The organism is Streptomyces sp. NPDC053432, from assembly GCF_055585365.1.
This window is the reverse complement of record NZ_JBVJKF010000011.1, coordinates 145807-168208: the sequence shown is the minus strand read 5'-3', so window position 1 is coordinate 168208 and position 22402 is coordinate 145807. Positions and strand designations below refer to the sequence as shown.

The window sequence follows — 22402 nt, the reverse complement described above, 5'->3', positions numbered from 1 at the left end:
ACGAGGAAGCGGCGCGCACGCACGGGTGGAGAAGAGGAGGCTTCGATGGGAGCGGCCGATGAGGGACGGCACTGGCCGGACGAGGTCAGTACCGACAACGCGAGGACGACGCTGGTGCAGCTCCTCGCGCGGGCGGGAGTCGGCTCCGATGACGCGTGGCAACTGATCGGGCTGGTCGAGGCGGGTGCGCTGGCCCTTGCGCACACGGAACTGAGCGGCGGCGCCCGCAGCGCGCCGGGGGACGGAGGCGGCGCGTACGGGGAGGGCCGGCGCGACGGTGCGGCGGAAATCCTGAAGGGCCTGGGCGCGGTTGCCGAGCGGTCCTTGGTCCGGGCCGTCGGGGCGGGCGGGGAGCGGGGCCCGGCGGGCGAGCCTCAGCGGGTCGGCCGTATGGAGGTGGAGCGGGCGCGGGTGGCGCTCACACCGCTGTACCTGTCGTTCACCGAGGCCTCCGACCTGGATCCGGAGGTGACCGAGGAGGTGCTCGTCGCCGTCCTCGCCACCATGACCCCGCGGGAGCGGGCCGGGTACCCGGGACGGCTGACGGAGTTCGCCGCGGTCTACGGCGCCCGGCTGGCGCGGCTCTTCGACGCGTTCGGACCGGGCAGCGCCATCACCGTGCACGGCCGCTATTCGCTTCTCCACTCCGTGACGAGCATCGCCGTGCTGGAGCGGCTCCTCGCCGCGGCGCCGGCGCTGCGGGAGGAGTGGAACGCGGCGGAGCTGCCGCCCGCGTGGCTGGACGGCCTGATGTCCGCATGGGAAGCCCAGGCCTGACGACGGGACCAGGCCGTCTCTTCCGGATCTTGCCTGGCCCGCGCCGCACCGCACCTCGCCGCCTTGCCGGAGCGCCCGAGTACGTCCAGCACAAGGCCGCTCCGCCAAGGCGCCGATGCACGGCACCGGACGACGCGGGCTTGACCGGCAGGATCCTGAAGAGACGACCTGGAGCCGACCCGCGGCGGCCCCGGCCCCGCGAAGGCCTGCCGCCGACCCGAGTGGAGTCCTCGAATGTCGCGGGCGGGTGATTCTGAGGCGTCCACCGGTGCGGTGCCACGCACTCGGAGCGGCCCTCGTCAAGGGTCAGGGGTCGTTGGCCCCTGCACCCTTTGCGTCTCGGAGGATCGATGCCGTTCACCCGCCGGACCGTCGTCCAAGCCGGAGGCTGCGCCGCGGCCGCGCTGGCGGTCGGCAACGGCTCCGTGATCCCTGCCGCGGGAGCCACCGCCGCTCCCCGCCCCGGGGCCACCGGCGAGGCGCTGCCCCTGCGGTCGGACACCACCACGCAGGGCGACGTCCTCGCCGGATTCCGCAAGGACCACGTGTGCCTGTTCTTCATCCGCTTCGGGCATTTCGCCCAGGCGCGCCGCTGGCTGGGCGATCTGCTGCCCGAGCTCTCCACCACCGAGCAGGTCGCCCGGTTCAACGAGCGGTTCCGTCGAGCCCGTCAGCTCCGGAACGGCGTCGATCCCACCACCATGGCCGCGCTCTGGACGGGCATCAGCCTCACCCACGCCGGGCTGGGGCACCTCGCCCAGCAGGACCCCTTCCCGGCCGTCCCGCCCGGGGGCACCGCCGAAGCCTTCTGCGACGGCCCGGCAGCACGCGCCCGGGAGCTCGGCGACACCGGCCCCAGCGCCCCCGAGACCTGGCTGTTCGGGGCGGCGGCGGACAGCGTGCACGCCGTGCTCACCCTCGCCTCCGACAAGCCCGGTCAACTGCAGGAGGCCATCGGCCGGCACCGCGTCTCGCTGCTGCGCGCCGGTGCCGACGTCGTCTTCCAGCAGGACGCGGCCACGCTGCCGGGGGCCCTGCACGGCCACGAGCACTTCGGGTTCTTGGATGCCATCAGTCAGCCCGGCGTACGAGGGTTCCACAGCGCGGACCCGACCGGCACGGGCGTGCAGGGCAGACCCGGCACCCGTCTGATCCCCGCCGGTGAGTTCATCGTCGGGCAGGAACGGGTGGGACAGCGTCCCGCCGGGCTGCCCGTCTGGGCCACAGGCGGCTCGTTCCAGGTGGTCCGGCGTCTCGCCCAGGACGTACCGGGGTGGTGGGAGCAGGCCCGTGTCCTGCTGAAGGAGCTGCAGAAGTCAGGTGCCGCCCCGGCCGACGCGACCCCCCAGTGGCTCGCCGCCCGCTTCGTCGGCCGCTGGCCGGGTGGAGCCCCCGTCGCCACCTGCCCGATGACGGAGAAGGCCGTACCGCCCGGGGCGGACGCGGGGAACGACTTCGATTTTCACGACGACCCCCAGGGGTGGACCACACCCCTCTTCGCGCACATCCGCAAAGCCAGTCCGCGCGGCGGGCTGGTCACCGCTCCCGGACGACCGCCCCTGCCCGCCTCGGCGCTCGACAACCGCCGCATCATCCGGCGCGGCATCCCCTACGGCCCGGCACACCGCGAGGACTCCGGGCCGGCCGACCGCGGGCTGGTCTTCGTGAGCTACCAGGCCGACCTCGTCGAGCAGTTCGAGTTCGTCGCGCGGCAGTGGTGCAACAGCACGGACTTTCCGCCCGCACGGCACCCGCAGCCGGGCTCCGACACGGTCATCGGACCCGCCTCCCCCGTCTGCTTCGAGTCCCCCGCCCCCAGCGGCAGCCGCGCCACGACCCTGGACTTCCAGAACTTCGTGCGCACGCAGGGAGCCCTGTACGCCTTCACGCCCTCGATCCCCACGCTCCGGGCCCTCGCCGAGGGCTCCCTCGACAACGCCATCGAGGTGCATCCGGGTACGGTCCTGCGCCCCGGCGACAGCCTGGACGCGGGTTCCGTACGCCTGCGCTTCGATGCCGCCGGTGGACTGACGCTCCAGGCGGAGGACGGGCAGACGCTGTGGAGCGCGACGACGGCCGGGTCCGGAGCCGACGCCCTGTTCGCCCCGAACGGCGAGCTCAGCGTGCGCGACGCCGCCGGCAAGCCGCTCTGGTCCTCCCCTACCGGCGGTGCGCCGGGCGCCCGCCTCCTGGTCCGTCCGTCGGGGGACGCCGTCATCCTCAGGAACGGCCGTCCCGTGTGGCGGGCGGCCGGGCCGTCGTCCTGACCGGTGCCCGGCTCGCCGGGCCGTGGCCGGTCAGGCGCGGACTCCGATGACGGTCTTGCCGCGGGCGCCGCCCCGCTCCACCTTCTGCAGGGCCTCCGAGGCCTCGTCGAGCGGGAAGACCGTCTCGACGATCGGCCGGAGCTGCCCGGCCTCCACCAGGCCCGCCAGGTGGGCGAGCTGCTCGCCGTGCGGGCGCATGAAGAAGCTGCGGGCCTCGACGTTCCACCGGGCCTTCTGGGCGTCGGCGTTCGCGATGGGAACGATCGAGACCAGGGTGCCGCCGGTCCGGAGTACACCGAACGACCGCTCCTGCGTGTCGCCGCCGATCGTGTCCAGGACCACGTCGACGTCGGAGACGACCTCTTCGAACCTCTCCGCCCGGTAGTCGATCACCCGGTCGGCACCGAGCTCGCGGACCAGCTCCACGCTGCCGGCGCCGGCGGTCGCCACGACCTCGGCGCCCAGCTGCTTGGCGATCTGCACGGCGGCGGAGCCCACGCCGCCGGCGGCGCCGTGCACGAGCAGGCGGGTGCCGGCCCGTACGTCGGCCTGCTCGGTCAGCGCCTGCAGGGCGGTCAGCGCGGCCAGGGGCAGTGAGGCGGCCTCCTCGAACGTCAGGCCGGACGGCTTGGCGGCGACCAGCGACTGGTCCACGGCCGCGTACTCGGCGAAGGCGCCGCCCACGCGGGGATCGACGCGGGAGAAGACCTCGTCGCCCACCGCGAAGCGCGTGACCTCGGCGCCGACCCCGGTCACCACACCGGCGAGCTCGTTGCCGATGACCAGCGGCCGGTCCGGAGCACCCGCGCTCATGAAGCCCTTGACGATCAGGTGGTCCACCGGGTTGACCCCGGCCGCACGGACCTCGATGAGGACGTCGCGGGGGCCGATGGCGGGGACGGGTGCGTCGGTGACGCGGACGACGTCGCGGACCTGGCCGTACTGGTTGATGACTGCTGCCTTCATGGGAAGTTCCTTGATCGAGTCTGTGCCGGCCGCGGAGCGGCCGGGCCGGTTGCGAGAGGGGAGTGGGTGAGGCGGGGGTGGGACCGGGGGTCAGGAGGTGGAGGCGGGGCCGCGGCCGGCCGCGGCCCGCTCCAGGGCGCCGAGGAGTACCTCGGGGCTCTGGGCGCCCTGGAGCACCAAGGTGCCGTCGATGACGAAGGTGGGAACCGCCGTGACGCCGAGGGCGGTGGCCTCGGACAGTTCGGTGCGGACTTCGTCGGCCCCCTCGGAGGAGGTGAGGAAGGCCAGCGCCGCCGCGCGGTCGAGACCGGCCGCCCCGGCCAGCCCCGCGAGCGCCTCGCGGTCGCCGAGGTCCCCGCCGTCGGTGAAGTAGTGCGCCAGCAGTCGCTCCTTCACCTCGGCCTGGCGTCCGTGCCGCCGGGCGAACCAGAGCAGCCGGTGCGCCTGGAAGGTGTTGGCGGCCAGGGCCTCGTCCATCCGGAAGGTGATGCCCTCGGCGGCCGCGGCCCGGGTCAGCGGCCCGAAGACGGCCGCGGCGGGGCGGCCGAACTTGCGCTCGTAGACCTGCGCGGAGGGCTCCGGCGTCCCGGGGGCCGCGGGATTGAGCTGGAACGGCCGGTAGACGACGTCGACGCTCGCAGCCGCCGGGAAGGCGGCCAGGGCCTTCTCGAAGCGGCGCTTGCCGATGTAGCACCACGGACACACCAGGTCCGAATAGATCTCGACCTTCACGACGCTCGCTCCTGACGGGTCTGTCTCACGGATGGGCCGGAGTTTGTTGCTCGAATTCCGGACCGCTCGTTCCATAACGTACCCGGTTCTGGAACGAGCGGTCAAATACGTGCTGCGGGGTCGCTGACCTTCGCTACCGTGGGGTGCATGGCGAGACCACGCACGTTCGACGAAGAAGCGGTCCTGGACCGGGCGATGATCCTTTTCTGGCGCAAGGGCTACGAGGCGACCGCGATGAGCGACCTCGTGGAGGAGCTGGGACTGGGCCGCGGATCGATCTACGCGGCGTTCGGGGACAAACACCAGCTCTTCATCCGGGCCCTCGGCCGCTACCTGGACCACCAGACGCGGCTGCTCGGCACCGCGCTCGACGGGCAGGGCCCGGCGCTCGCCGGGCTGAGGGACGTCCTGGGCCGGCTCCTGGCGGCCGACGCGGCCCCCGGCAGCGCCGGGTGCTTCAGCGTCAACAGCATGGCCGAGCTGCTGCCGCACGACGAGGAGGTCGCGAAACTGGCCCGTGGCAACCTCCAGTACGCCGAGAAGGCCTTCACGGCGCAGCTGGAGCGGGCCGCACGGGACGGGGAACTCGCACCGGCCGTCACCCCGCGGCAGGGCGCGCTGCTCCTGCTCAACCTGGTGCAGGGCCTGCAGATCATGCGCAAGGTCGACCCCGACCCGGCGAGCGCGGCGGCTTGCCTGGACTCCGTCTTCGCCCTCCTGGGCCGCCCGCCGGCCACCGCCGAAGCGCCCGGCGACGGCCCGGCCATGGCCTCGGCGGCGCCGTAGCGGCCGCGCCCTTCCGGCGCGGCCATGGGCGTGGGCGGCCCGGCCTCAGTGCGGCGGCGGCAGTGGGCTCAGGGCGTTGGTGACGGTGCAGCCGCCTTCGCCGGGCATCCGCTGGACGCGGGGCGGCGACCAGACGTCGGTGGCCCCCGGGGCGACGCGGGCCAGCAGGCAGTCCTGGGCGTCGAAGTTGTCGCCCTTCACCGCCAGGAGAACGCCGACCCGGCCGCCGTCCGCCTTCACCTCGGTACGGATCGCCGGATCCAGATCCAGGGCGGCGAGCGTGCGGCGCACCTCGGCCTCGTCCACCCGGCCGCCCTCCGGCACCCGGGGGAGTTTCGAGCGGAGCTCCTCGTAGGGGAGCCCGGGCGGTGCGGGCGGCGGGGCGAAGGTCAGCACGGGACCGTCCGGACAGTCCACGTCATCGGGCTCCTCGCGCCACTGCGACTTCGGAGACACCCGTATGCGGAAACAGCGCCGCACGGCGGTCTCCTCGGCATTGATCCATCCGCGGTACGCCGATCCCGACGTGCGCACGACCACGCGCACACCGTCCCCGTCGTGCGTCGAGGTCCCGGTCACCCGCAGCACCTCCACCCCGGCGATGCCCGAAGCGGAGCGTCCGACCTCCTCCGCCGTGCGCGGGCGCTGGCCGTAGAGCCGTTCGCCCGCCTTCCGGGCCACCTCGCGTGCGGCGTCCGTCGCCTCGTCCTCGGAGGACTGCAGCACACCGCAGCCGACGGTGCACAGCAACAGCGGGACGAACAACAGCAGTCGGCGCATACGTCCACCTCGGTGTCGATCCGGCACGTGGACCGAGGGTATGGGCCGGCGGTGACAACGCGGGCCGCGGGGCAGGGCGCGGACCACCGCTCCCGGGGACAGGAGCGGGAAGGGGGTGGGTCGGCGCGCAGAGCCCGCCGGTACGGCAGACCGGCCCCCCGACGGTGCGCCCCACCGGTACCCGCCCCGGTGCCGCGTAGCGTGTGGTCGGTGCTGGCTGACCGAGGCTGAGGGGCAGGTGGTCGTCCATGCGGCGGGAACGTGGCGCCGAGGATGCGGTGATCGTGATCGGGGCGGGCGCCGCCGGACTCGCCTGCGCGGCCGACCTGCTCGCCGGAGGTGTCAAGGTCGGCCTGCTGGAAGCGGCGGACGCGGTCGGCGGGCGCATGCGCACCGACCGCGTCTCCGGCTTCGTGACCGACCGCGGGTTCCAGGTCCTCAACACCTCGTACCCGCAGGTGAAGCGACGTCTCGCACTCCGTTCGCTCCGCTTGCGACCCTTCACCCCCGGAGTGCTCGTGCACACCGGCGAGGGACGGCTGCGCCGATTCGTCGACCCCACCCGGCGCCCGCGCGAAAGCGGCGACCTACTTCCCGGCAGGCTCGCCTCGGCCCGTGACCTGGCCGCCCTGGGGGTCCTGACCGCACGGGACGTCCTCCTGCCACCCCGGCGGCTGCGCGCACGCCCCGAACGGACCACCCGCACCGCACTGGCGGAAGCGGGCCTGTCGGAGCAACTGGTCGAGAGCTTCTTCCGGCCGTTCCTGTCCGGGGTCTTCCTGGAGGACCAGCTGGAAACCTCCTCACGGTTCTTCGACTTCGTGTGGCGCAGCATGCTGCGAGGCACCCTGTGCCTGCCCGCCGACGGCATCGCGGCGGTACCCGCCCAGCTCGCCGGGCGCCTCCCGGCCGGTGTCCTGAGGCTGGAGACGCCGGTCGCCCGACTGACCGAGGACGGTGTGGTCCTGGCGGACGGCACCCCGCTGCGGGCACGCGCGGTGGTCGTCGCCACGGGCCAGACCGCGGCGGCCCGGCTCGTGCCCGGGCTCGGCGTCCCGGCCGGACGCACCGTCACGACCCTCTACCACGCCGCAGCCCGTTCCCCCCTGCGCGAGCCCACGCTCCTCGTCGACACGCGACGCCGGTTCCTCAACACCTGCGTGATGAGCGAGGTCCACCCCGGCTACGCCCCCGACGGCCGGGCGCTGATCTCCACCTCCGTCCTCGGCGCACCCGACCCGACGCGGGAAGCGGTGATCCGGGTTGCCCTGGCCGAGGCCTACGGCGCCGACACCGACTCCTGGGAGCTGGTGCACCGGTGCACGGTACGGGACGCCCTCCCCGCCATGCCCCCGCCGTTGCCGCTGATCAGGACGACGCGACTGGGCCCCGGCCGGTACGTCTGCGGGGACCACCGGGCCACCGGATCGCTCCAGGGCGCACTCGCCTCGGGGACGAGAGCCGCCCGCGAGGTCCGTGCGGACCTCCGGCGCGCCGGACGCTGACCGCTTCGCGTGCATCCGCGGCCCGCCCGGCGGCGGAAGACGAGAAGGGAGAGCGGAGACCACATGCGAGGCCGGCCATGACACACCACACAGGTGACAGGACACCGGGCCGGGAGCAGGGCTCGGTGCGCCTGCCCCCGGCGGGCTGGCGGACCGCCCCGGACGGAGGACGGCCACGGCCACGCGTCTGCCGGCACCTCGACGAGGAACGGCCCGCCCCGTCCCGGCTGCCGGTGACAGGCTGCGCCGAGTGCACGGCCGCGGGCCGGCAGGACTGGGTCCACCTGCGGATCTGTCTGGACTGTGGCCACAACGGCTGCTGCGACAGCTCCGCCGCGGCCCATGCCTGGAAGCACGCCGCCACCACGGGCCACCCGATCGCGGTGGCGGTCGAACAGCCCTGGGCGTGGTGCTACGCCGACGAGGTCTTCCTCGTTCCCGACAGCGCGGGACCGGAAGCCCCCATCGATTTCCACCGCACCTGACCGGCGTGCACCTCGCCCCGCCCAGCCCCGGCGGGGCCGGGGGCGTCCGCTCAGTAACGCAGGGCCGTTCCGACGTTCGCCTGCACGTCACCGGAGAGGCTGCGGGTGCTGCGGGCGGTGCCCTGTCCCGTGGCCCCGCCCGGGACGTCGGAGACGGTCACGACGACCGTGTCGAGGAGGTTGCCGCCGGTGTCGCGGAAGTTGACCTGGACCGCGAACGACTTCTGGTCCTTGGCGGTGTTGGACACCGTTACGGGTACGGTGCTGTGCCCGTCGGAGTCCTTGGACGGTGTTCCGAGGCGCACATCGGACTTCGCGTCCGCCCCGTCCTTCACGCTGTCGAGCTTCTTCTTGGCCTCGGCCGCCGCGGTCTCCAGCTGCGCCCCGGCCGACTGCACGGCGGAGGCCGCCTTCGACGCGACCCCGGACGGTGTGCCGTCGTTCGAGCATCCCGCGGTGCCGGCGGCGAGAGCCGCCAGAACGGCGACCACGGGCAGCGTGCGCGTCCACGCGGAGTTCATGCGGGCCTCCATGGGCGTACTCGGCACGCCGTCGCAAAGCCGTCTGCGGATGTGCCGACGGACCGTCACCAGCCCCATGATGCCGTCTGCCCCGGCCGCGCCGCCGGCCGCCACCCCGGTCGCCCAGCCGATTGCAGCAGTGCGGGGAGCCCGGCGGCACCGCGAAGGCGGCCGCAGCGAGCGGCCTGTCGGCCGGCCGACGAGCTACGCCGCCTGGGGAGCGAAGGTATGCAACTCGTCGGCCCCGGCGTGCACGACGCCATAGGTGCTCTCCGGTACGGCGTTCCAGGCGCCGGGCAGATCACCGAGCGGTTCGGACACGATCAGACGGGTCTCGTCCGACACTTCCTGGAGGAAGCTCATGTCGGGGTGCAGTCTGCGCAGCGTGTCCACCCGGGTGCTGTAGAACAGCGACCTCGAGGTGCCTTGGCTGGAGTAGCGGAAGGCCCAGAGGCGTTCGCCGTCGCTGACGGCCAGGGTCATCTGGAGGGGGAACTCCACTCCGTGCCGGTGTCCGGCAGTCTCCACCGCGCCAGCCATGCGCGCCACCGCGCCCGGCGGGTCCTCTTCGAGGCCGAAGGTGAGTGCCAGGTAGAACATCACCTCGGAGTCCGTCGTCCCCTCGATGTGCGGGAACAGCGCGGGGTCGATGAGGAGGACGAGGTCGCGGCGTACGAGGTGGAAGTCGGCGATGGCGCCGTTGTGCATGAACATCCACCGCCCGTACCGGAAGGGATGACAGTTCGTCTGCTGCACCGCCGTTCCGGTCGTCGCCCGGATGTGCGCGAAGAACAGGGGCGAGCGGACGTGGTCCGCGATCTCCCGCAGGTTGCGGTTGCTCCAAGCGGGGCCGATCTCCCTGAGGATCGCTGGACCGCCCGTGTCCTCCTCGGTGTACCAGCCGACACCGAAGCCGTCGCCGTTGGTCGTCTCCACGCCCAGCTTCGAGTGCAGGCTCTGATCGATCAGGGAGTGGGCCGGCTTGTAGAGGATGGTGTCGAGCAGCAGAGGCGTCCCCGAGTACGCGAGCCATCGGCACATGAGCGATCACCTGTCGTTCCTGGTGCACGTACGGAGGAGCCACGCACCCCCGGTGCCGGGCGCGGCGGCGAGCGTCCGGCCCCTCTCATTCTCGTCTCCGTCAGGACGTACCGCCACAGGAGGAACGGCGTCCTGGCGTGCGACCCGGAGCTACCCGTCTGCGCCGGTGCGCGGCGGGAAGGCGAGGCCGGTGGGGGTGTTGAGGCCGGCGGGGTTCAGCACGGTCTGGGTGCCGTTCGGGCGGAGGCGGAGCACGCGGTTGTTGAAGGCGTCGGCCACATAGAGGGTGCCGCGGTGGTCGAGGGCCAGGCCGAGCGGGCTGCTCAGACCGGTGAAGGGCACGGTGGTCTGCGCGCCGGTAGCGGCTGCGATCTTCACCACGCGGTTGTTGCCGCTGTCGGAGACGTACAGGTCTCCGTTGGCGCTCAGGGCGAGCCCGGTGGGCTGGGAGAGTCCGGCGGTGGGGACGGTGGTCTGGCTGCCGGCGGCGGACACCCTGACGACGCGGTCGTTCACGAAGTCGGAGATGTAGAGGTCCCCGCCGGGCGCCAGGGCCAGTCCCCAGGGGTGCAGCAGCCCGGTGGTCGGGACCGTGGTCTGGCCGCTGCCGTCGGCCGGCACCTTCACGACGCGGTCGTTGAAGCTGTCGGCGATGTAGACACTGCCGGTGGCGTCGACGGCGAGGCCGAGCGGGCGCGAGAGCCCGTCGGTGGGAACGGTGGCCTGCCCGCCCCCGTCCGGCAGCAGCCGCAGGACACGGTTGTTGCCGGTGTCGGCGACGTAGAGACTGCCCGCCCGGTCCCAGGCGAGGCCCGTCGGGCGTACCAGGCCGTCCAGGACGAGTACGCTCTCGCCCCCGCCCCGGGTGGGCAGGGTGACCACGCGGTTGTTGCCGTAGTCGGACACGTACAGCCGCTGGCCGGAGTGCGGGTGGTGTACGTCGTGCGGCTCGGCGGCGTCCACGGCCTGCGCGGGCAACACGCACAGGAGCAGCAGTCCGGCGAGGGCGGCGCGCCGCCTGATCAGCCGCCGCCGGGTCTGGCTCGAGGGGACCGGGGGTTCGTCTTCGTACGGCCTGACCGTGATGCGTTCCACGATTCACCCACCTGTTCCGTGACCGGCCGGCAGCCCTCCGTCGTGCCGGCCTGCTCACGCCGACCCTAGGCAGCGGCTGGGGGCGTCAAGAGAGCCACGCCATCAACGGCGCCGCGAGCCACTCCGATGCACGGTTTCCGATCATGTCGGTACGCGCGCCGGGCGCGGGGCGGGAGCGCGACATGTCGGTGGTGCCGCAGCCCCACAGCACGCCGTTCAACCAGGCAGGGTGGGTCAGGACGACATGATGAAACGCAGGGCGGGGCCGGAAGCGGTCAGCCAGTAGGTGACGCGGGCACCGTCGTCGAAGGAAACCCGGCCGGGCAGACCGACGTTGACCGGATCACCCGGCTTGCCGCCGGGACCCGGCCCCTGGAGGCCGAGGGGAAGGGTGCTCGTGTCGTACGTGTCCATGCGGCCGCCGCCGGCCAAGAGAGCCGCGTACGCCTTCTCACCCGGCGCGAGGACGGTGACGGGCGCGTCCTTGCTGTCCTCGATCACCGCGATCGGGGCCCTGGCGTAGGGGAACTTCAGGTACGGGTACCCGTAGAGACCGCACTTCCTGCTCCCGGTGTTGGTGACCGTGACGAGCAAGTGCCTGACCGGCTCGCCCTGCTCGTCCTCACCCGTCGCGGAGAACGCCACGTCGGACACCGCACACGCGGCAACCGCGGCAGGAGCGGTGGAGGATGCCGCCCCGGGGGCGGGCGCGGCGGGAGCCGTCGGGGTCGGCCCGACGGGGGTCGGCGCGGTGGGGGAGGGCTCGGTGGACGAGGGCACACCGGTGGGCGCAGCGGGGGAGGCCGTATCGGCCGTGGGCGCGGTGGGAGTGAGGGAGGCGGCGGGCGGTGGTGCGGGGTGCCGGTGGGACTCCGGGCCGCCGAGGACCGTGGTCAGGGCGAACGCGAGGGCTGCGACCACCGCGACGGTGCCTCCGGCGAGGGCGGAGTGCCGGCGACGGCGCCGGGAATCGGCCTGGCGTCGGACTTCCGCGCCCGTCGTGGGCGCGGGTCCGGCGGCACTGCCGGCCAACTCGCGCAGGGCGGAGGACAGGTCATCGGCCACGGTCTTCCTCCTTCTCCTCGCCGCTCGCGCCCCCTGCGCCGACCTCACTCGCCGGCAGCAGCCTGGCGAGGGTTGCCCGGCCGCGTGACAGGCGGGCCTTGACCGTACCGGTCGGTGCGCCGGTCTCGGAGGCTACCTGCTCCACGCTGAGGTCACACAGGTGGTGCAGCACTATCGCCAGGCGCTGGGGCTCCGGGAGTTGTCGCAGCGCCGCGACGAGGGCGACGTGCTCGGGACCGGGTCCGGGGGTGTGATCGGGTGGCGGGGTGCGGCGCACCAGCTCCAGCCACCGCCGCGCCCGCCGCCAGTGGCTGACCGCGAGACGCATCGCGACGGTGCGGATCCAGGCTTCGGGGGCCTCGGTGGCGAGGAAGTCACGCCGCCGGTCCCAGGCCCGTACGAAGGCTTCCTGAACGACGTCCTGGGCCTGGCCGTGGTCACCGGTGAAGGAGTACACCTGGCCGACGATCCGGGGGAACGCCGACGCGTAGAACGCGTCGAACTCGTCCTCCGTCATACCGCCCCCTCGGTCCCAGAACTTTTCCGATCCGCGTGCAACCCGCCGACTCCTGGCGTGCGTACAGGTCGTGTACAGCGAAGAACACCACACAGGGGGCTCTGTTGACCAGGGGAAACAAGGCAATCAGGAAGGCGGCTGCCGCGGCCGTCCTCGGTGCGCTGCTGCTCGCGTCCACGGCATGCCGGCCGGGCGGGGCGGCCGGACCGGGTGACTCCAGGACCTCGGAGCAGCCGAGCGCGACGAACGCGCCGACGACGGGGGAGACGGCTTCGGCGAAGCCGGGCGGGAAGGCTTCGGCGAAGCCCACCAGTGGTGCGGCGAAGCCCAGCGGGAGTTCGGGCGACGCGGGCGCGGCGGTTGCCGCGTGTGCGGTGTCCGACGTGGCGTTCTCCGCGACGGGTGAGGACGAGCAGGGCGAGCCGGTCAGGCACTTGCTCGTCACGGTCACCAACACCGGGAGCAGGAAGTGCGGTCTCTACGGGTACCCGTACCTGAAGTTCCCCTACGCCAGGGCCCCGATCGCGGTGATCGAGGACAGCAAGGACGCGCCCGTCACCGTCCTCGCGCCGGGTGAGAAGGCGTACGCGGCTCTCTTGGCCGGCGGCGGCCGTATGGACACGTACGACACGAGCACCCTTCCCCTCGGCCTCCAGGGGCCGGGTCCCGGCGGCAAGCCGGGTGATCCGGTCAACGTCCGTCTGCCCGGCCGGGTTTCCTTCGACGACGGTGCCCGCGTCACCTACTGGCTGACCGCTTCCGGCCTCGCCCTGCGTTTCATCATGTCGTCCTGACCACCCACCCCGACCGGTGTCCTCGGCGGCTGCCGGCACCGCCGCGGCACCGGTCGGGGCGGACGCGCATGAGTGGGCCGTGATCGGGATACACGGGCGAAATGAGACCTGAAAGCGGCGCAGCCGGGCGGCGACCCGGCACGTTGTCCGTCCTGTTGTTCCTGCCGGTACAGGCGGCCCTGATGGTCGGTGTGGGGCTGATGGTCACCGGCCCGCTCGCGGACCACTGGCCGGTGGCGGCGGAGGACGCCGTCAACCGAGGGCTGGCCGCGCACCGCGGCGAACCCGCCCTCTCGTCCTCGGACTGGCTGTCCCTGCTGGCCGGCACCCAGAGCATCATCGGCCTCACCGTCCTCGCCGTCGCCGCGATGCTGGTGTTCTCCCGGGGGCGTTGGCTGCCGGAGGCGCTGTTCCTGGCCGTGTCAGTGGCCGCGCAGTCGGCCGTCTTCCTCCTGGTCACCCTCGTCGTCGAGCGGCCGCGGCCGGACGTTCCCCAACTGGACGCCGCGCCGCCGACCTCCAGCTTCCCCTCCGGGCACGTCGGGGCGTCGGTGGCCCTGTTCGGCGGCCTCGCCGTCATCGCGGCGATCCGCCTGCGCTGCGCCCGCCGCCTGGTGCGGTGCCTCGTGATCGTCCCGCTCGTCCTCGTCCCCGTGGCCGTGGCGTTCTCCCGGCTCTACCGGGGCATGCACCACCCGTCCGATGTGATGGGCGGCCTGCTCAACGGAGCCTGCACCCTGCTGGTCGTCGCCCACGTGTTCCTGCTGTCGCGCCCCTGGCCGTCCGTGGACCGGGCCCTCGGCGCGGTCGCCGGGGACCGGCTCCCGGCCGCCCGTACCGTCGCCCGCACCACCCGGGGCGAAGGCCCGGCTGCCCGGCGGGCCGTGGTGGTGCGTCACCCGCACGGCTGCGGTGGGGAACTGGCCGGGCGCGTGAGGGGTGTCCTGCGTCGCCACGGGTACACCGATCAGGCGTGGACGGACACCTCCGCCGAGGACGCCTCCGGCGGTCTCGCCGAGCTGATGGCGGACGGTGGCGCCGCGCTCGTCGTGGTCTGCGGCGGGGACGGTACCGTGCGCGCCTGCGCCGAGCTGCTGGCCGGCACCGGGACCCCGCTCGCGGTGGTCCCCTGCGGCACCGGCAACCTGCTGGCCCGCAACCTGCGCCTGCCCGCCGACCCGGCCGCGGCCCTGGAGTCGGCCTTGTCCGGGACCGCGGCGCGGATCGACATGGGCAGGGTGGGCGGCGACGGGCTGGGGAGCGCCCGGTTCACCGTCATGGCGGGAGCCGGTTTCGACGCCTCGGTGGTCGGCGACGCCTCGGAGCGGGTGAAGGAGCGCGCCGGCTGGGCCGCGTACGTCCTGTCGGCCGTCCGTCACCTCGGGGACCCCCGGATGCGTCTGTCGATCCGGCTCGACGGGGGACCCGTACGGCAGCGGCGCGCCCGCATGGTCGTCATCGGCAACGTCGGCACCCTGCAGGGAGGCGTGCCGCTGCTGCCCCACGCCCGGCCCGACAGCGGCCGGCTGGAGGTCGTGCTGCTCGACCCGCGGGGCGCCCGCGGCTGGCTCGCGGCCGCAGGCCACCTCGTGGCGCGCATGCTGCCCGGCCGGGCGGCCGCCGGGCCCGGAAGCGGGCACGGCAAGGTGGCCGGCGGAGCGCTGGAGTACTTCAGCGCCGCGCGCGTCGACATCCGCTTCGCGCGGCCCCAGCCGCGCGAACTCGACGGTGACGTCATCAGCACCGGCACCCGCCTGAGCGCGCAGGTGGAGCCCGGCGCGCTGCGCATCTGGCTGCCGCCAAGCGCGCCGGGGGAGCACGAGCCCACGCCCACGGTCCGGACGACGGAGGCGGCCGGGGAAGCAGGGTGCGACCAGGAGCCGCGTACCGCCTCGGTGACCGAACCGGCCGGCCGCGCACACGACGTGGACGGGGGATGACGGCCATGGGAACCGCGACCCGGGTACCGCAGCGCCAAGACGTGGCGGCGGCAGCCGCACCGGAGGTGGAGGGCGAGGAGTTGTCGGCGGAGGAGGCCGTGGCCGCGCTGTCGCGCCACGGCGGCTGGAGCCTCGTACGGGACTCCTTCATCCGGTTCCGTTACGCCGACGGCTTCAGCCACTCCCGGGCGCTCGCCCTGCAGACGGTGCTGTCGATCGTGCCGCTGGCCATCGCCGTCATCGGACTGTCCGGCGCGCTGCACACCGAGGACATCGGCCGGGTCGCGGAACTGACGCTCCGCCGACTGGCGAGCGGCCCCAGCCAGCAGGTGGTGGACGACGCGCTCGCGCAGAGCCGGCACCGGAGCGGGGACGGCAGCGAGGTCGCCCTCTGGCTCGGCCTGCTGTTCTCCGTCATGAACGTGACCACCGCCCTGTGCCAGGTGGAGCGCGGCGCCAACCGCATCTACGGAACAGAACGGGACCGGCCGTTCCTCCGCAAGTACACGCGGGGTCTGGTCATGTCCGTGCTGGCGGGTCTGCCCCTCGGGCTCAGCTTCGCCGTCACCGTCCTCGGCGCCCACCTGAGCCGCGCCGTGGCCGAGGTGTACCACCTCGGCCCGGGGGCCCTCCGCGCGTGGGACGTCGTGCGCTGGCCCGTGGGGGTGGTGCTGGCCGTCCTCGCCACCAGCGCCATCTTCAAGCTCTCACCCCGGCGCGCCCAGCCCGGTTACACCTGGCTGGCCTTCGGGGCGCTGGTGTACCTGGGGTTGTGGCTCCTGGCGACGTGGGGGCTGAGCCTGTACGTCGGAACCGGCGGCTCCTTCGACACCGTGTACGGGCCCCTCAGCGCGTTCGTTTCCCTGCTGCTGTGGTCCTATCTGACCTCGCTGGCCCTCTTCCTGGGGCTGGCCTTCTCCGCCCAGCTGGAAGCGGTACGGGCCGGGGTGACGGAACCGGTCAGCGAGGATCCCGGCGTCTGAGCGCGGGACGCGCGGAACGCCCGCCCGGGGAACATGCAGAGAGGAGCACGCAGACCATGGCACGACCCTCCACCCGCCCGCGGCATCTGCTCGCCCGGCTCGTGTCCGGCCGCTCGGGACCGGACGCCCGGTTCGGCGCACGGCTGCTGACGACGGTGGCCGCGGCCACCCTGGCTTCCGTGCCCTTCACGCTCGCCCTGCTGCTGGTCGAGTCGCAATGGCCGCCCCTGCGCCGACTGGACCAGGGGGCGGCCGAGCGGCTGCACGCGGCAGCCCTGGACCATCCCGCGTGGGTGCGGGTGCTCGACTTCCTCACCGGCGTGGTGTGGGATCCCCTGACCATGAGGCTGCTGGTGGCGGCGCTGGTGGTGTGGCTCCTCGTGCGCGGCGCGGTACGGCTGGCGCTGTGGGCGGCCGTCACCACGACGGCCGGCGGCCTCCTCGGCCTGCTGCTGAAGAACGTGGTCGCACGGGCCCGGCCCCACCTGCCGGACCCGGTCGCCCACGCACCCGGTTTCTCCTTCCCCTCCGGGCACGCCATGACGGCCACCACGTCCTGCGCGGTGCTGTTGCTCGCGCTGCTCCCGCTGGTGCCCCGGCGATGGCGCCCGCTGCCGTGGGGGCTCGCGGCGGTCTCGGTGGTGGGCGTCGGCTGTACGCGGGTGGCGCTCGGCGTGCACTGGGTGAGTGATGTGGTGGGGGGCTGGCTGCTCGGTCTGGCCGTGGTGACGGCGACGGCGCTGGCGTTCGAAGCCTGGCGGGCGGACGTCGGGAGGCGTCGCACCACACCCGCGCAGGGCCTGGAACCGGAGATCCGCTCCGCACGCCCGGAACCGCCGGTGGGCGCCGCGGAGCGTCCCCGGAAGCCGTGAGGGACATGCCGGCGACGGGGACCTTGAATTCCGGGGACTCCGGCCGGCCGGGACCGTTCCCCGTCGAGGACAGGGCCGGAAAAGGCGGACGCTGCTCAGACCTCGGGAGGAGGCGCCGCGTCCCCGTCCGCTGTCGCGTGCGGGCAACGCTGCCCGGGCGGCTGGAAGCAGGCCGTGATCGCCTTGCCGCCGTGGAAGGCGTGCGCGTCCCAACGGTCGGCAAGGGCGTCGACGATGGCGAGGCCCCGCCCGGAGGTCGCCCCCGTCGAGGCGCGCCTGGGGGCCGGGAGGCGCGGGTCGCCATCCGCGACGCTGACGTGCAGACAGCATCCGTCCCAGGTCAGGACGAGCTGCGCGGCGCTGTGGGCGTGCACGTGTGCGTTGGTGACCAGTTCGGCCACCGTGAGCAGGACGGAATGGACGGTGTCAGGGGCGTCCTCGGTCCACGGGAGCGTGTTCAGATGCGCGAGGCACCACCTGCGGGCCTCACGCGCTCCCCGGTGCACGGGGAACGACCGCGCCCATCCCACTGCTCGAAGCCGCACGTCCCCAACCTCCTCACCCTCGGTCCACGCGTCCGCTCATCAGGAACGCCCGGCCCGGTGGCGGGCACGGTGGCCGTCCCGGCGGGTGACCAGCAGCAGGGCCAGCAGCATCGGTGCGATCAGCAGAATCATGGTCCCCATGGTGATTCGTCCCCTCGCGATCGGTACCTCTTCGACCTTTTCGCGTGTTTCCGCAAGGGCCGCGCTCGAAACCCCTCAGACCCTGGGAGGGGCGGCGCCCTCCTGGAGGGTGCGCAGCAGCTCGAAGGCGGGGGCGTCGACAGGGCGCTGGGTGTTGCTCAGGACGATGACCGCCGTGCCGGTCTCGGGGTCGAAGCCGACGAAGGAGGAGAAGCCGCCGGTTCCCCCGTTGTGCCAGATCTGCAGATGGGCGCCCTGGCGGGGGTGCAGGCGGTGGGCCGTCCAGCCGAGGTGCATCCAGGCGAAACGGCTGCTGCGGTGCTCGACCCGCCGGGAGAGCCTGATGGCTTCCGCGAGCTCGGCGGGCCCACCGCCGTCCAGTTGGGCCCGTACGTACGACGCCAGGTCGGTCGCGGTCGACCACAGGCCTCCCGCCCCGGCGAGGTCGGCCAGGTTCCAAGGAGGGGTGGGGCGGAGCCGGCCGTCGTGGCCCTGGGCGAGCCGACCGGGGCGGCCCGCAGGCGCCGACACCAGAGTGTCGGACATGGCGAGCGGGGCGCACACCTGGTCCGTCACCAGCTGTTCGTAGCTGGTGCCCGCGCGACGGGAGAGGGCCAGCCCGAGGAGTCCGGCGCCGAGGTTGGAGTAACGGACCTGTTCGCCCGGTGCGGCGGCCAGCCGGGTGCGGGCCAGCCCGGACAGCAACACGTCCGCGGTGCAGCCGGCGTACGGATCGGGAGTTCGCGGGCGCAGCAGCGCCCGCAGCATCATGCCCTTGGGCAGCCGGGGCAGACCGGAGGTGTGGGTGGCCAGATGCCGCAGGGTGATCTCCTTCCCCGCCCGCGACGGTACGGACGTGCCCCCGGGCAGGAGCCGGGCCAGCGGCTCGTCGAGATCCACCGTGCCGGCGACCGCCATCCGTGCCAGGGCCAGCGCGGTGAAGGTCTTCGTGACCGAACCGATCTCGAACAGCGTGTCGGCACTCGGTGTCCCGGTGCCGCCCCCTCCGCTGGTGCCCGCACCCGCGAACCCCACGTGTCCGCCGGTGACGGCGGCGACCACGACACCGACGTGCCGTCGGGCGAGCTGCTCAGCGGTCGCCAGGGCGAGCGCGCCGAGTTCCTGAGCCTTGTCCATGTCCGAATGATGCGGACGGGCGGCCATCCGCCGACAGAGCCCCCATGATGATTCCCGGCCGCCGCCCTGCGACTTGGGAAGGAGCGAACCCGAGACGAAGGAGAGTAGTCATCGGGGTCGCGTGGGGGTGCGAGGGTCTTCGAACCTACCGGCCGGCGGCGGTCGGGCCGGGCAGCGGCCCGCCCTCGCACGAGGCATCCTCGGCAGGCATCCGGCCGTCGACCAGGAAGCCCTCGACGTACGCGTCCACGCAGGGGTTGTGCGACTGGTAGACGCCGTGGTCGCCGCCGCCGACGGTGATCAGCCGGGATCCGGCCGTCCCGCGGTGGGCCCGCAGCGCGCCCTCGTAGTGAGTGGCCGGATCGTGGAGCGAGTTGAGCATCAGGACCGGCGGCAGCCCCCGCCCGGTGACCTGCACCCGGGGTGCCCGGGAGCGCGGCCAGGCGGCGCAGACCGAGGCGAAGGTCAGCTCACGGGCCCCGGCCATCGGGTACGCCGCGCTGTCGGCCGCGCTCCGGCGGACCCAGTAGGCGCTGTCGTGGTTCCACGAAGTGTCCTGGCAGATGACGGAGAAGAAGTCGGCGGCGAACTGCGCCCCCAGCGGGTGCTCCAGCTTCTCGGCCAGGGCCTTGCGGGCGGCCGGCGGAGCCGCCTCCGGGTGCTCCAGGACACCCAGCGTCATCGCCAGGTCGGGGAAGCGGTCGCCGCTGTAGATGAGGGAGGTGGCGGCGGCGTCGAGGTGGTTGGGGGTGACCGTCGTCCCCTCCAGGTCCAGCGGGTGCTCGGCCAGTGCGCTCCGCAGCCGCTCGTACGAGGCCTTGGCCTCCGCGGCGGTGCGGCCCCGGTGGTACGTCGCGTCGTTCGCGGCGAGCCAGGGCAGGAAGTCCTCCTCGAACCGGCGCTGGAAGCTCAGCGGCTGGCCCGTCAGGAACTCCTGCCAACTGCCCGTGAAGCCGATGTTGCTGTCGAGCACCACCCGGTCGACCCGGCGCGGGAACTCCGTCGCGTAGTAGGCGCCGAGGAAGGTGGCGTACGAGGGGCCGTAATAGGACACCTTCGACTCGCCGAGCAGCGCCCGGAACAGGTCCATGTCGTGCACTGCCTGGTCGGTGGTGATGTACGGGAGCAGGTCGCCCGACCGCCGCCGGCAGTCCTGTACGAAGTTCCGCGCCCGGTCCACGGTGGCGTCCACGGCCCGGGGGGAGCGGTCGCGCAGGTCGCCGCTGGTGAACAGGGCGTCCACCGTGTCCTGGTCGGAGCAGACCACCTGTGTGCTGGCCCCGACCCCGCGCTGGTCGAAGCCGACGATGTCGTACGCGGCCGCCAGCTTCGGCGCGTACGAGGCCAGTCCGGCGGGCCGGCCCCGCCCCGAGGCCCCCGGCCCGCCGGCCGCCATCATCAGCACGCCCCGCCGCGCGGCGGGGTCCGCGGCCCGGTGCCGGGACACCGCGACGGTCAGGTCGGCCCCCCTGCCCGGGTGGTACCAGTCGCGCGGCACCGTCATGGAGGCGCACTCCAGCGCCCCGGACTGGCACGGCTGCCAGTCGAGGTGCTGCTGCGCGTACCGCGAGGGCACGGCCGGCGCGCCGCCCTTCGTCCCGGCGGCGCTCGCCGGCGAGGCGGGCAGGGCGGCGAGGGCGAGCAGCCCGCACGCGGCGGCCGTGGCCCAGCGCGCGGGCTTCCTGAAGAGGTGCATGTGGGTGGTTCCCCCCGGTCGGAGCGATTCGGTACACCCTGATCCTCCGAGAACCCGGCCCACCGGACGATCCCCCCAATGCCCGTATCCGGGGTGGTGCCAGCACCACCCCCGCCCGTGTCCAGTCAGCAGCTTCACCACCGTGCGCGCGCGGGGTCAGTACGCAGACCCCGGGAACCGCGCACGACCGGACCGCCGGGCTACGGTGCCGTCATGGATCTGTTCTCACGCTCATGGACGGCTCTGCGGGCCGCGGTTGCCGGTCTCCCGGACCAGGACTTCGAGCGGCCGTCCGGCTGCGCCGGCTGGCTCGTGCGGGATCTGGTGTGTCACCTGGTCATCGATGCCCAGGACGTCCTGATCACCCTGGTCACCCCGGCCGGGGCCGAACCGACGGTGGACGCGGTCACCTACTGGAAACTCGTCGACCCCCCGACGGGCGAGGATCCGCTCGACGCACTCGTCCCCCGGCTGGCGGCGGCGTACGGGGAGCCGAGGTGGCTCAAGTTCCACCTCGACGACGTCGGTTCGGCCGCCGGCCGGGCGGCCGCCCTCGCCGACCCCATGGCCCGTGTCGGCACGCGGGGCGAGGTACTGACCGTCGCCGACTACCTGTCGGCGTACGTCCTGGAATGGACCCTGCACCACCTCGACCTGATCACACACCTGCCGTCCGACGCGCCGGCCCCGCCCGAGGAGACCCTCGCGGCGGCCCGGACGGCCCTGGAGCAGATCGCGGGCGCCGCCTTCCCCGCCTCGCTCTCCCACCGGGACGCACTGCTGATCGGAACCGGCCGCCGCACGCCGACCACGGAGGAACGGGCCGCCCTGGGCACCCTCGGGGAGAGGCTGCCGCTGGTGCTCGGCTGACACGGACCATCGACACCGTGGCAGCGTGTAGCATCACCGAACGGATTGAACGCGTTCAATACTTCGGGGGGCGGCATGGCTGCGGACGGTTCTGGCACGGGGAGAGTGCTGCGGCCCGTGGGGCGGTTGGTCGCCCTGTACTGCGGGTTGCACACGGCGGCTTGGGCATTGGCCTACCCCGTGGTCGGCGCCCCCCTGGACGTTGCGTTCTGGTGGTACATGCGCGCCGGAACGTACCTGCTGGCGACACTGGGCGCGGTCACGATGCTGGTGACCGTGTGCGCGGCGCTGAGCCATACCCGGATGGCGGTCGACAGGTTCCGGTGTCGGCTCTGGCTCACCATGGCCGCGTTCACCCTTCCGCTGTGGGTGACGATCTGGTTCATCCCGGTGGGGGTCCTCGAGTGCGTCATCGCGGCCATGTTCACCGTGTGGATGCCGGCGCCGCTGATCCCCGAGATCTGGACGGGATCGCCGGCCTGAACGTGAGGGCTCGGCGTGCCGGGCCGTGCGCCCAGGTGGACGTGATTCCGGCGATTGAGGCGCGGGAAAGAGGGCAGGGGCGGTACAGGTGCCGTTGGGGCTCCTGTTGATCTTTCCCCCCCGATCCGCAGGCCCCGCGGCACCGTCGGCCGCCCCCCACGACGTGGCAGACGTCGGATCGGGGCGTTGCAGGCGGGTAGGCCTGCTTCGATGGCGCCACGGACGGCGTACGACCGGTCCCGAATCCCCGCGTGTGCGGGTGCGCGCCGTCACACCGGCGGCCGGAGCCCCGTGGCTCGCGCCGGCCCGGAGGGCGTCCCGCGGAGCCCGGATCACCGCCCTCGGCGGCGGCTCGGGGGGCCGCGACTGAGCCCGGGACGCGCCGGGACGAGGCAGCACCGAGG

Annotated in this window: 22 protein-coding genes; 11 read left to right on the top strand and 11 right to left on the bottom strand. The window is 73.4% G+C overall.

The window, feature by feature from the left end:
* Window positions 1–45 precede the first annotated feature (45 nt).
* Together ACZ6Y1_RS20025 and ACZ6Y1_RS20020 are read left to right on the top strand one after the other, a co-directional pair.
* Window positions 46–777, top strand: coding sequence for a hypothetical protein (locus ACZ6Y1_RS20025; RefSeq protein WP_469631148.1), 732 nt, complete (start codon window positions 46–48; stop codon window positions 775–777).
* A gap of 350 nt (window positions 778–1127) precedes the next feature.
* Window positions 1128–3044, top strand: coding sequence for a Dyp-type peroxidase (locus ACZ6Y1_RS20020; protein ID WP_469631145.1), 1917 nt, complete (start codon window positions 1128–1130; stop codon window positions 3042–3044).
* 30 nt (window positions 3045–3074) lie between these two features.
* Here ACZ6Y1_RS20020 and ACZ6Y1_RS20015 read toward each other — a convergent pair whose 3' ends face one another.
* Window positions 3075–4010: an NADP-dependent oxidoreductase gene (locus ACZ6Y1_RS20015; protein ID WP_469631142.1), complete on the bottom strand. Its 936-nt coding sequence runs from the start codon at window positions 4008–4010 to the stop codon at window positions 3075–3077.
* A gap of 90 nt (window positions 4011–4100) precedes the next feature.
* Entirely contained in the window at window positions 4101–4742 is a 642-nt protein-coding gene (locus ACZ6Y1_RS20010) for a DsbA family oxidoreductase (RefSeq protein ID WP_469631139.1), read from the bottom strand.
* Window positions 4743–4889: 147 nt separating this feature from the next.
* On the opposite strand from ACZ6Y1_RS20010, the gene ACZ6Y1_RS20005 reads away from it, so the two are divergent.
* Complete coding sequence (locus tag ACZ6Y1_RS20005) at window positions 4890–5528, top strand: TetR/AcrR family transcriptional regulator (RefSeq protein WP_469631136.1); 639 nt, start codon at window positions 4890–4892, stop codon at window positions 5526–5528.
* A gap of 45 nt (window positions 5529–5573) precedes the next feature.
* On the opposite strand, the gene ACZ6Y1_RS20000 is transcribed toward ACZ6Y1_RS20005, so the two are convergent.
* Entirely contained in the window at window positions 5574–6308 is a 735-nt protein-coding gene (locus ACZ6Y1_RS20000) for a translation initiation factor IF-2 (protein ID WP_469631132.1), read from the bottom strand.
* 248 nt (window positions 6309–6556) lie between these two features.
* Here ACZ6Y1_RS20000 and ACZ6Y1_RS19995 point away from each other — a divergent pair, with 248 nt between their 5' ends.
* Window positions 6557–7813: an NAD(P)/FAD-dependent oxidoreductase gene (locus ACZ6Y1_RS19995; protein ID WP_469631129.1), complete on the top strand. Its 1257-nt coding sequence runs from the start codon at window positions 6557–6559 to the stop codon at window positions 7811–7813.
* 77 nt (window positions 7814–7890) lie between these two features.
* Entirely contained in the window at window positions 7891–8298 is a 408-nt protein-coding gene (locus ACZ6Y1_RS19990; protein ID WP_469631126.1) for a UBP-type zinc finger domain-containing protein, read from the top strand.
* A 50-nt stretch (window positions 8299–8348) separates the two neighbouring features.
* On the opposite strand, the gene ACZ6Y1_RS19985 is transcribed toward ACZ6Y1_RS19990, so the two are convergent.
* From ACZ6Y1_RS19985 to ACZ6Y1_RS19965, 5 genes are all read right to left on the bottom strand, one after another.
* Window positions 8349–8819 carry a hypothetical protein gene (locus ACZ6Y1_RS19985; protein WP_469631123.1) on the bottom strand — a complete coding sequence of 157 codons (471 nt, stop codon included), beginning with the start codon at window positions 8817–8819 and terminating at the stop codon, window positions 8349–8351.
* A gap of 204 nt (window positions 8820–9023) precedes the next feature.
* On the bottom strand, window positions 9024–9860 hold the full coding sequence (locus ACZ6Y1_RS19980; protein WP_469631120.1) for a class II glutamine amidotransferase: 837 nt from the start codon (window positions 9858–9860) through the stop codon (window positions 9024–9026).
* A gap of 150 nt (window positions 9861–10010) precedes the next feature.
* Window positions 10011–10955 carry a virginiamycin B lyase family protein gene (locus tag ACZ6Y1_RS19975; RefSeq protein ID WP_469631117.1) on the bottom strand — a complete coding sequence of 315 codons (945 nt, stop codon included), beginning with the start codon at window positions 10953–10955 and terminating at the stop codon, window positions 10011–10013.
* Window positions 10956–11189: 234 nt separating this feature from the next.
* Window positions 11190–12020: a DUF4232 domain-containing protein gene (locus ACZ6Y1_RS19970; RefSeq protein ID WP_469631114.1), complete on the bottom strand. Its 831-nt coding sequence runs from the start codon at window positions 12018–12020 to the stop codon at window positions 11190–11192.
* Entirely contained in the window at window positions 12010–12537 is a 528-nt protein-coding gene (locus ACZ6Y1_RS19965) for a SigE family RNA polymerase sigma factor (protein ID WP_469631110.1), read from the bottom strand. Before ACZ6Y1_RS19965 ends, ACZ6Y1_RS19970 begins: the two co-directional genes overlap by 11 nt.
* Before the next feature lie 104 nt (window positions 12538–12641).
* Here ACZ6Y1_RS19965 and ACZ6Y1_RS19960 point away from each other — a divergent pair, with 104 nt between their 5' ends.
* From ACZ6Y1_RS19960 to ACZ6Y1_RS19945, 4 genes are all read left to right on the top strand, one after another.
* Complete coding sequence (locus tag ACZ6Y1_RS19960) at window positions 12642–13331, top strand: DUF4232 domain-containing protein (protein ID WP_469631107.1); 690 nt, start codon at window positions 12642–12644, stop codon at window positions 13329–13331.
* A 101-nt stretch (window positions 13332–13432) separates the two neighbouring features.
* Entirely contained in the window at window positions 13433–15271 is a 1839-nt protein-coding gene (locus tag ACZ6Y1_RS19955; protein WP_469631104.1) for a bifunctional phosphatase PAP2/diacylglycerol kinase family protein, read from the top strand.
* Between the two features lie 5 nt (window positions 15272–15276).
* Complete coding sequence (locus ACZ6Y1_RS19950) at window positions 15277–16254, top strand: YihY/virulence factor BrkB family protein (RefSeq protein WP_469631101.1); 978 nt, start codon at window positions 15277–15279, stop codon at window positions 16252–16254.
* A gap of 56 nt (window positions 16255–16310) precedes the next feature.
* Window positions 16311–17126 (top strand): phosphatase PAP2 family protein, encoded by an 816-nt coding sequence (locus ACZ6Y1_RS19945; protein WP_469631098.1) that lies wholly within the window; start codon window positions 16311–16313, stop codon window positions 17124–17126.
* A 95-nt stretch (window positions 17127–17221) separates the two neighbouring features.
* On the opposite strand, the gene ACZ6Y1_RS19940 is transcribed toward ACZ6Y1_RS19945, so the two are convergent.
* The 3 genes from ACZ6Y1_RS19940 to ACZ6Y1_RS19930 all read right to left on the bottom strand — a co-directional run bounded on the left by ACZ6Y1_RS19940 (window position 17222) and on the right by ACZ6Y1_RS19930 (window position 20645).
* Window positions 17222–17671, bottom strand: coding sequence for an ATP-binding protein (locus ACZ6Y1_RS19940; protein ID WP_469631095.1), 450 nt, complete (start codon window positions 17669–17671; stop codon window positions 17222–17224).
* Window positions 17672–17887: 216 nt separating this feature from the next.
* Window positions 17888–18949 (bottom strand): serine hydrolase domain-containing protein, encoded by a 1062-nt coding sequence (locus ACZ6Y1_RS19935; RefSeq protein WP_469631092.1) that lies wholly within the window; start codon window positions 18947–18949, stop codon window positions 17888–17890.
* Between the two features lie 145 nt (window positions 18950–19094).
* Window positions 19095–20645, bottom strand: a complete 1551-nt coding sequence (locus ACZ6Y1_RS19930; RefSeq protein ID WP_469631089.1) for an alpha/beta hydrolase — start codon at window positions 20643–20645, stop codon at window positions 19095–19097.
* Window positions 20646–20858: 213 nt separating this feature from the next.
* Between ACZ6Y1_RS19930 and ACZ6Y1_RS19925 the strand changes: the two genes are divergently transcribed.
* Window positions 20859–21515: a maleylpyruvate isomerase N-terminal domain-containing protein gene (locus tag ACZ6Y1_RS19925; protein WP_469631086.1), complete on the top strand. Its 657-nt coding sequence runs from the start codon at window positions 20859–20861 to the stop codon at window positions 21513–21515.
* 219 nt (window positions 21516–21734) lie between these two features.
* Window positions 21735–21998, top strand: a complete 264-nt coding sequence (locus ACZ6Y1_RS19920; protein ID WP_469631083.1) for a hypothetical protein — start codon at window positions 21735–21737, stop codon at window positions 21996–21998.
* The last annotated feature ends 404 nt before the right edge of the window (window positions 21999–22402 follow it).